This window comes from Streptomyces phytophilus, assembly GCF_013870535.1.
GTDB lineage: Bacteria > Actinomycetota > Actinomycetes > Streptomycetales > Streptomycetaceae > Streptomyces > Streptomyces phytophilus.
The window spans coordinates 1-7794 of sequence record NZ_JACBXC010000168.1 but is presented as its reverse complement, the minus strand read 5'-3'; the positions used below and the strand labels follow the sequence as shown (position 1 = coordinate 7794).

At 71.8% G+C, this 7794-nt stretch carries 6 protein-coding genes and 1 pseudogene; 2 read left to right on the top strand and 5 right to left on the bottom strand.

Annotation, left to right across the window (positions count from 1 at the left end; all coding sequences use genetic code 11):
• Positions 1-66: 66 nt before the first annotated feature.
• Positions 67-672 (bottom strand): YdbC family protein, encoded by a 606-nt coding sequence (locus H5J30_RS11285; RefSeq protein WP_181787297.1) that lies wholly within the window; start codon positions 670-672, stop codon positions 67-69.
• 53 nt (positions 673-725) lie between these two features.
• A complete protein-coding gene (locus H5J30_RS11280) occupies positions 726-1148 on the bottom strand; it encodes a RidA family protein (RefSeq protein WP_181787296.1) in 423 nt (140 codons plus the stop codon).
• A gap of 95 nt (positions 1149-1243) precedes the next feature.
• Between H5J30_RS11280 and H5J30_RS11275 the strand changes: the two genes are divergently transcribed.
• Positions 1244-2146, top strand: coding sequence for a LysR family transcriptional regulator (locus H5J30_RS11275; RefSeq protein WP_181787295.1), 903 nt, complete (start codon positions 1244-1246; stop codon positions 2144-2146).
• A gap of 124 nt (positions 2147-2270) precedes the next feature.
• Here H5J30_RS11275 and H5J30_RS11270 read toward each other — a convergent pair whose 3' ends face one another.
• Together H5J30_RS11270 and nrdR are read right to left on the bottom strand one after the other, a co-directional pair.
• Positions 2271-5153, bottom strand: coding sequence for a vitamin B12-dependent ribonucleotide reductase (locus H5J30_RS11270; RefSeq protein WP_181787294.1), 2883 nt, complete (start codon positions 5151-5153; stop codon positions 2271-2273).
• Positions 5154-5302: 149 nt separating this feature from the next.
• Entirely contained in the window at positions 5303-5896 is a 594-nt protein-coding gene (nrdR, locus tag H5J30_RS11265) for a transcriptional regulator NrdR (RefSeq protein ID WP_181787293.1), read from the bottom strand.
• A gap of 524 nt (positions 5897-6420) precedes the next feature.
• Between nrdR and lexA the strand changes: the two genes are divergently transcribed.
• On the top strand, positions 6421-7212 hold the full coding sequence (gene lexA, locus H5J30_RS11260) for a transcriptional repressor LexA (protein WP_181787292.1): 792 nt from the start codon (positions 6421-6423) through the stop codon (positions 7210-7212).
• A 357-nt stretch (positions 7213-7569) separates the two neighbouring features.
• Here the strand turns inward: lexA and H5J30_RS11255 are convergent.
• Positions 7570-7794 (bottom strand): annotated as a pseudogene (locus tag H5J30_RS11255) (recombination regulator RecX); the annotation flags it as partial.

The following is a 7794-nucleotide window of genomic DNA, read 5'->3' as shown; positions in this document are numbered from 1 at the left end:
TCCGGTGGCGGGGCGGAAGCGGGGTCCGGTGTCATCTCGGGCACAGCGTAGCGGCCGGGCGCCCGGTCAGACGGTCCAGGAGGTCTCCAGATCGACCACGTCCCCCGCCAGCGCCGCCACGTCCGCCGCGGTCTGCGCGCGCAGCGCCAGCCGCTCCACCCGCTCCTCGCGGTACTTGCCGTGCTCCGCCTCCGCCCACCACAGCGACAGCACCAGGAACTCCCCCTCCCCGGACTGCCCCAGCACCCCCCGCAGCATCCCCGGCGACCCCGCCATCGCCGGGTTCCACACCTTCTCCTGCATCAGCGTGAAGTGCTCCACCCGCTCCTCGCGCACCCGGCAGTGCGCCAGCCGCATCACGTCCGCGCCGTCGAACCGCGGCTCGAAGCCCACCTTCACGTCCATCCGTTGCTCGAAGAGACGTACCCGCATGTCGCGGAACGTGCCGAGCTGGGCCGCCGCGAGCCGGTCGTGGGAGCGGGCCATGAACGAGTCGTACAGCGCCCTGCTCTCCCAGAAGGCGATGAGGTGGACCACACCCTCGCGCGCGCGGCTCCAGCCCCCGCCCTGTCCGAGGAAGCCCGGTTCGCCGGGCAGCCCCGCCCACTTCCGCTGCCCCCGCTCGAAACCCCGGCGGTCTACCACGGTGCAGCGAATCCACTTGACCAGCACCGCGCCATCGTACGGCCTGGCTCAGCGGCGATCACCGGCGTGCGAGCGGCAGTTCACGCCCCCTGACCGCCGGTCACCGCCGCGACGACCTCCACCTCCAGCAGCGCGCCGTCCCGGAAGAGCCGGGACACCTCGACGGTGGTGCTGGACGGCGGCGGCCCCGGGAAGTACCCGCGGCGCACCTGGGCGTACTCGGCGAGCAGGCTCATGTCGGTGACGAACGAGCGGATGTTCACGACGTCCGCGAACGTGCCGCCGTGCGCGGCAAGGATCGCCCCGAGGCTCTCCATCACATGCCGGGCCTGCGCGCGCATGTCCCCGGGCCCGACGACCCGCCCGCCGGCGTCCAGGGCGACCTGCCCGGAGACGAACAGCAGCGCACCGCCGCCACCGAGGCCGAGGCGTACGACATGGGAGAAGTGGCCGGCGGGCGGCGGGACGGCGGCGGGGTCGTCGAAGGTCTTCAGCAGCGTCATGGCCGAAACGCTAGGCGCCCGCGAACCATCCGACCAGCGAATGTCTCGCATGCATAGGATGCGTACGCCGCATGTCTCACCACCCGGAGCACCGTATGGACACCGCCTGGCTGGAGGTCTTCCGCGCCGTCGCCCGCCACGGCTCCTTCACCGCCGCGGGCGGCGAACTGGGCTTCACGCAGTCCGCCGTCTCCCGGCAGATCGCCGCGCTGGAAGCCGAGTTCGGCGCCCCGCTCTTCGACCGGCTGCCGCGGGGCGTACGGCTGACCCAGCAGGGGCGCCATGCCCTCGGCCACGCCGAGGCCGCCCTCGACCGCCTGTCCGACGCCCGCCGCGACCTCGCCGCCCTGGACCGGCTGGCCGCCGGCCGGCTGCGGCTCGGCTCCTTCGCCACCGCGGACGCCGCCCTCGTACCCCGCGCGCTGGCGGCGTTCGCCGCCGACCATCCGGGCGTTCTCGTGACGCACGTCGAGGGCTACAGCCGCGACCACGTCGCCGCGCTGGCCGCCGGCGCGCTGGACCTGGCGCTGGTGTCGGGCTACCCGGAGCAGGTGGCGGCGTACGAGGCGGTGGAGCTGGCGCACCTGCTCGACGACCCGGTGCTCGTCGCCCTGCCCGCCGGCCACCGGCTGGCCGGCGGCACCCGCCCGCTGCGGCTGGCGGACCTGGCCGGCGAAAGCTGGGTCGCCGGCAGCCAGGCGCCGGAGGAGACGCTGATCAGCGCCTGCCTGCGCCAGGGCTTCCGGCCCCGTATCGACTACGTCGCCCGCGAGTGGACGGCGAAGTTCGGCTTCGTCGCGGCCGGCCTCGGCCTCACCCTCGTCCCCGCACTCGCCGCCGGCGCCCTCCCCCACGGCGTGACCCTGGCGGCCCTGCACCCCGAAGACGCCCCCACCCGCACCCTCCACACGGCCACCCCCCGCACCACGGCCCACCCCCCGTCGGTCGCCGGCTTCCTCCCGTACCTGCGACACGCGGCCCGGGCGACCGCGGGCTGACGCGGCGCTCCGCTGCAGAACACGACGAGGGGGACCGGCCGGGTGGCCGGTCCCCCTCGGGGCGTGCGCTCAGCTGCACACGCGGTTCACGTCACGCACGGCGGCGCCGCGAGCCGCGCCTGCCTCAGCTGCAGCCGCTGGTCGAGCCGCAGCCCTCGCAGATGTAGCAGCTTCCCGCCCGCTGCATCTTCGTGCCGCACGAGAAGCACAGCGGTGCGTCGGCCTGGATGCCGAGCTGCATCTCCACCAGCTCCGCCGAGGTGTGCGCCTCCTGCGGGGCCGGCTTGGCCTGCTCCACCGTCACCGGCGGGGTCGGCAGGGGGGCCGGCTCGCGGGGGGCGGACTGGGCCAGGCCCTCGACGTCCAGCTCCTCGTCCGTCGGCTCGTACGAACCCGTCTCCAGGTGCCGCTCGCGCTCCTCCGCCGAGTGGATGCCGAGCGCCGAGCGGGTCTCGAAGGGCAGGAAGTCCAGCGCCAGCCGGCGGAAGATGTAGTCGACGATCGACTGCGCCATCCGCACGTCCGGGTCGTCCGTCATGCCCGCCGGCTCGAAGCGCATGTTCGTGAACTTCGAGACGTACGTCTCCAGCGGCACCCCGTACTGCAGGCCCACCGAGACGGCGATCGAGAAGGCGTCCATCATGCCCGCGAGCGTCGAACCCTGCTTCGACATCTTCAGGAACACCTCGCCCAGCCCGTCGTCCGGGTAGGAGTTGGCGGTCATGTACCCCTCGGCGCCGCCGACGGTGAAGGACGTGGTGATACCCGGGCGGCCCTTGGGGAGGCGGCGGCGCACCGGGCGGTACTCGACGACCTTCTCCACGGCCTCGCGGATCGTCTCCTCCGCCTTGTCGGCGACCGTGTCGGCCTCCTTCTTCTTCGCCGACAGCGGCTGGCCGACCTTGCAGTTGTCGCGGTAGATGGCGAGGGCCTTGAGCCCCAGCTTCCAGCCCTCGTAGTAGACCTCTTCGATCTCCTCGACCGTGGCCTTCTCCGGCATGTTCACGGTCTTGGAGATGGCGCCCGAGAGGAAGGGCTGCGTGGCGGCCATCATCCGGACGTGCCCCATCGGGGAGATGGCCCGGTCGCCCATGGCGCAGTCGAAGATCTCGTAGTGCTCCTGCCGCAGCCCGGGCGCGTCGATGACGCTGCCGTGCTCGGCGATGTGCGCCACGATCGCCTCGATCTGCTCCTCCTGGTACCCCAGCCGCTTCAGCGCCATCGGCACGGTCTGGTTGACGATCTGCATCGAGCCGCCGCCGACCAGCTTCTTGAACTTCACCAGCGCCAGGTCCGGCTCGATGCCCGTCGTGTCGCACGACATCGCCAGGCCGATGGTCCCCGTGGGGGCCAGCACCGACGCCTGGGCGTTGCGGTAGCCGTGCTTGTCGCCGAGGCGGACCACGTCCTGCCAGGCTTCGGTGGCGGCGGCCCAGACGGGGGTGTCCAGGTCGTCCATGCGCTTGGCCTCGCCGTTGGCGTCCGCGTGCTGCCGCATGACGCGCTTGTGGGCGGTGGCGTTGCGGGCGTAGCCGTCGTACGCGCCGACGGAGGCGGCCAGTTGCGCGGAGCGCTTGTAGGCGGTGCCGGTCATCAGGGAGGTGATGGCGCCGGCGAGGGCGCGGCCGCCGTCCGAGTCGTAGGCGTGGCCGGTGGCCATGAGCAGGGCGCCGAGGTTGGCGTAGCCGATGCCGAGCTGGCGGAAGGCGCGGGTGTTCTCGGCGATCTTCCGGGTGGGGAAGTCGGCGAAGGAGATGGAGATGTCCATCGCCGTGATGACCAGCTCGACGACCTTGGTGAAGCGCTCGACCTCGAAGCTCTGCCGGCCGTCGGCGTCCTGCCTGAGGAACTTCATCAGGTTCAGCGAGGCGAGGTTGCACGAGGTGTTGTCCAGGTGCATGTACTCGCTGCACGGGTTGGAGGCGGTGATGCGGCCCGACTCCGGCGCGGTGTGCCAGTGGTTGATGGTGTCGTCGTACTGGATGCCGGGGTCGGCGCACGCCCAGGCGGCCACGGCCAGCTGCCGGAACAGCTTCTTCGCGCCGATCTCCTCGATGACCTCGCCGGTCATACGGGCGCGCAGGCCGAACTGGGCGTCGTTCTCGACGGCCTTCATGAAGTCGTCGGTGACGCGCACCGAGTTGTTGGCGTTCTGGTACTGCACGGAGGTGATGTCGTCGCCGCCGAGGTCCATGTCGAAGCCCGCGTCGCGCAGGGCGCGGATCTTCTCCTCTTCCTTGACCTTGGTCTCGATGAACGCCTCGATGTCGGGGTGGTCGACGTCGAGTACGACCATCTTCGCCGCGCGCCGGGTGGCGCCGCCGGACTTGATGGTGCCGGCGGAGGCGTCGGCGCCGCGCATGAAGGAGACGGGTCCCGAGGCGTTGCCGCCGGAGGAGAGCAGTTCCTTGCTGGAGCGGATGCGGGAGAGGTTGAGGCCGGCGCCGGAGCCGCCCTTGAAGATCATCCCCTCTTCCTTGTACCAGTCGAGGATCGACTCCATGGAGTCGTCGACGGAGAGGATGAAGCAGGCGCTGACCTGCTGGGGCTGCGGGGTGCCGACGTTGAACCACACCGGCGAGTTGAAGCTGAAGATCTGGTGCAGCAGGGCGTACGCCAGCTCGTGCTCGAAGATCTCGGCGTCCGCGGGCGAGGCGAAGTACCTGTGGTCCTCGCCGGCCTTGCGGTACGTCTTCACGATCCGGTCGACGACCTGCTTGAGGCTGGTCTCCCGCTTGGGGGTGCCCACCGCACCGCGGAAGTACTTGCTCGTGACGATGTTGACGGCGTTGGCCTCCCAGAACTCGGGAAACTCCACGCCGCGCTGCTCGAAGTTGACCGAACCGTCGCGCCAGTTGGTCATGACGACGTCACGGCGCGCCCACTCCACCTCGTCGTACGGGTGCAGACCGGGGGTGGTGTGGATTCGCTCGATGCGCAGGCCCTTGTTCCCCTTGGCGCCGCCCTTGCGGGAACTACGCGCCGGGCCGCTCGCCGTCTCTGTCATGCCGCCTCCCTATACGGGCGTGAACGCCCTGATGTGCCCGCATCTTCCCGGGCACGATTCCTGTTCTTGAACTGCTTGTTCCGCAGGCGGACGGCGCGCTGCGGCGCGCACCGGCCGGGTGTGGATGACGGGGTGGCCCGCGGTGGGTGTCAGCCGGCCGCTCTGCCGGGTGACGGGACTCCGGGGGCCTCGCCGCGGCCGGGACTGCGGCCGGGGCCGGGCGCGCCGGGGTCGCCCGGCGCGGGAGGTGGGGCCTGGCCGTCCTGTCCGTCCGGGCCGCCGCTGTCGGCGGGGGGCCTGTCCGCGGTCCGCAACTGCGTGATGGCGTCCTCGAAGTCCTCAAGGGAGTCGAAGGCGCGGTAGACGGAGGCGAAGCGCAGGTAGGCGACGAGATCGAGGTCCTGCAGCGGGCCCAGTATGGCGAGCCCGACGTCGTGGCTGGAGACCTCGGCGCTGCCGGTGGCCCGGATCGCCTCCTCGACCCGCTGGCCGAGCTGGGCCAGCGCGTCTTCGGTGACGGGGCGGCCCTGGCACGCCTTGCGGACGCCCGTGATCACCTTGGCGCGGCTGAAGGGCTCGGTGACCCCGCTGCGCTTGATGACCATCAGGGACGCGGTCTCCACCGTGGTGAAGCGGCGCGAGCAGTCGGGGCACTGCCGGCGGCGGCGGATTGCTGCGCCGTCGTCGGTGGTGCGGCTGTCGACGACCCGGCTGTCGGGGTGCCTGCAGAAGGGGCAGTGCATCGTTCTCCACCCTCCCCTTCTCGCGCACGACACGTCGGTCCGGCGACCCCCCGCGGCCCGCCGGAGCAGACTCCAAGCATATGGGATGCCCTTCCGGTGAGAGGAAGGGGGACCACAACTTGTGGGCTGCTGACACCCATCTAACCACTAGATCTGGGGTTTGGCTGCCATTGAGGGCCGAGAGCGTGTTGCCGCGCCGCGCGATCGGGCAGGACACGGGGCGGGACGCCGGACGGGACACGGGCGGGGCCCTTCGGGATATCCGCAGCCTACGTGAGCGCACGGACGGCGACACGGGCGGGGAGAGGGTGACAAACTGGACGGCACCCCTCGGAGGGCACGGGGCGGCACGGAGCGGGCAGCGGGCCGCGGACAGCCATCAGGCCAGCGCTTTACACCCAGTTGATGGATCACGGAAGTGAAACCGAAGTTTTTCACTCGAACGTGTGTTTGGCGCAACCTTTCGAAAGGAACTACCGTTGGTCCTACGAGAGAGAGACCCGTCTCCAGAGGGGCCCGACGACGTGACCACTACCGCAGACACCACAGCCATCGCCGCCCACGAACGGCCCCAGCAGGCAGCAGAGCCGCAGCTCACGCCGCCTTCCGGGGACGGCCGTGAGGGCGAGGCGCAGCCACCCAAGCGCTCCATGCCCGGGCGCCCGCCCGGCATCAGGGCCGACAGTTCGGGCCTGACCGAGCGGCAGCGCCGGGTCATCGAGGTCATCCGCGACTCGGTGCAGCGCCGCGGCTACCCGCCGTCGATGCGCGAGATCGGCCAGGCCGTCGGCCTCTCGTCCACCTCTTCCGTCGCGCATCAGCTGATGGCCCTGGAGCGCAAGGGCTTTCTGCGCCGCGACCCGCACCGGCCGCGGGCGTACGAGGTGCGCGGCGCGGACACCCCCACCACGCAGGCCGCCACCGACACCACGGGCAAGCCCGCCGCGTCGTACGTGCCGCTGGTCGGCCGGATCGCCGCCGGTGGCCCGATCCTCGCCGAGGAGTCGGTCGAGGACGTGTTCCCGCTGCCGCGGCAACTCGTCGGCGACGGCGAGCTGTTCGTGCTGAAGGTCGTCGGCGACTCGATGATCGACGCGGCGATCTGCGACGGCGACTGGGTCGCGGTGCGCCGCCAGCCGGTCGCCGAGAACGGCGACATCGTCGCCGCAATGCTGGACGGCGAGGCCACGGTCAAGCGGTTCAAGCGCGAGGACGGCCACGTGTGGCTGCTCCCGCACAACACGGCGTACCAGCCGATTCCCGGCGACGAGGCGACGATCCTCGGCAAGGTCGTCGCGGTCCTCCGCCGGGTCTGAGACCCGGCACGGCACCATCCGGCCCGGGACCTGGTCCCCGGGCTGCCGCCCTGCGCGGCGAGGAGTGTCGCGAACCGGCCGCGGCGGCGGCCGGACACGCGGGTACGGCGGAGGCTCTGCCTCGCGTACCGCACAGGTACACGTAGCGGGGTTCGGGCGGCGAGGACACCGCCCCCGGCCCGCCACGGGCCGCGTCACCCCGGACTGCTCACCCCCTGCCGGGCCAGGCTTGTACGGCAGCACAGAGCCCTCTCCCTCGCCGCCCTCCTCTCCGTCCGGAGACGGTACGCCGACACACCCCGGGCCGCGCGAAGGCCGCTTCCGGCGCCGCAGACACCGGCCGCGGGCCCCGCGCCGTCAGTCCTCCAGCAGGTCTTCCGCGTCCTCGCCCTCCGCCTCCAGCGCCTCCCGGACGACGCGGATCGCCAGCCCTTCCCCGTAGCCCCGGCGGGCCAGCATGCCCGCCAGCCGGCGGATGCGCTTCTCGCGGTCCAGGCCCCGGGTGGACCGGAGTTTGCGGGCGACCAGCTCGCGGGCCTTCTCCGCCTCGGTGTCCGCGTCGAGCCGGCCCAGCGCCTCGTC

What these genes read in the sequence shown, in the direction of transcription:
- H5J30_RS11280 (WP_181787296.1), bottom strand. Translation starts at nt 1,148, where the DNA reads ATGACGCTGCTGAAGACCTTCGACGACCCCGCCGCCGTCCCGCCGCCC.
- H5J30_RS11275 (WP_181787295.1), top strand. Translation starts at nt 1,244, where the DNA reads ATGGACACCGCCTGGCTGGAGGTCTTCCGCGCCGTCGCCCGCCACGGC.
- H5J30_RS11270 (WP_181787294.1), bottom strand. Translation starts at nt 5,153, where the DNA reads ATGACAGAGACGGCGAGCGGCCCGGCGCGTAGTTCCCGCAAGGGCGGC.
- nrdR (WP_181787293.1), bottom strand. Translation starts at nt 5,896, where the DNA reads ATGCACTGCCCCTTCTGCAGGCACCCCGACAGCCGGGTCGTCGACAGC.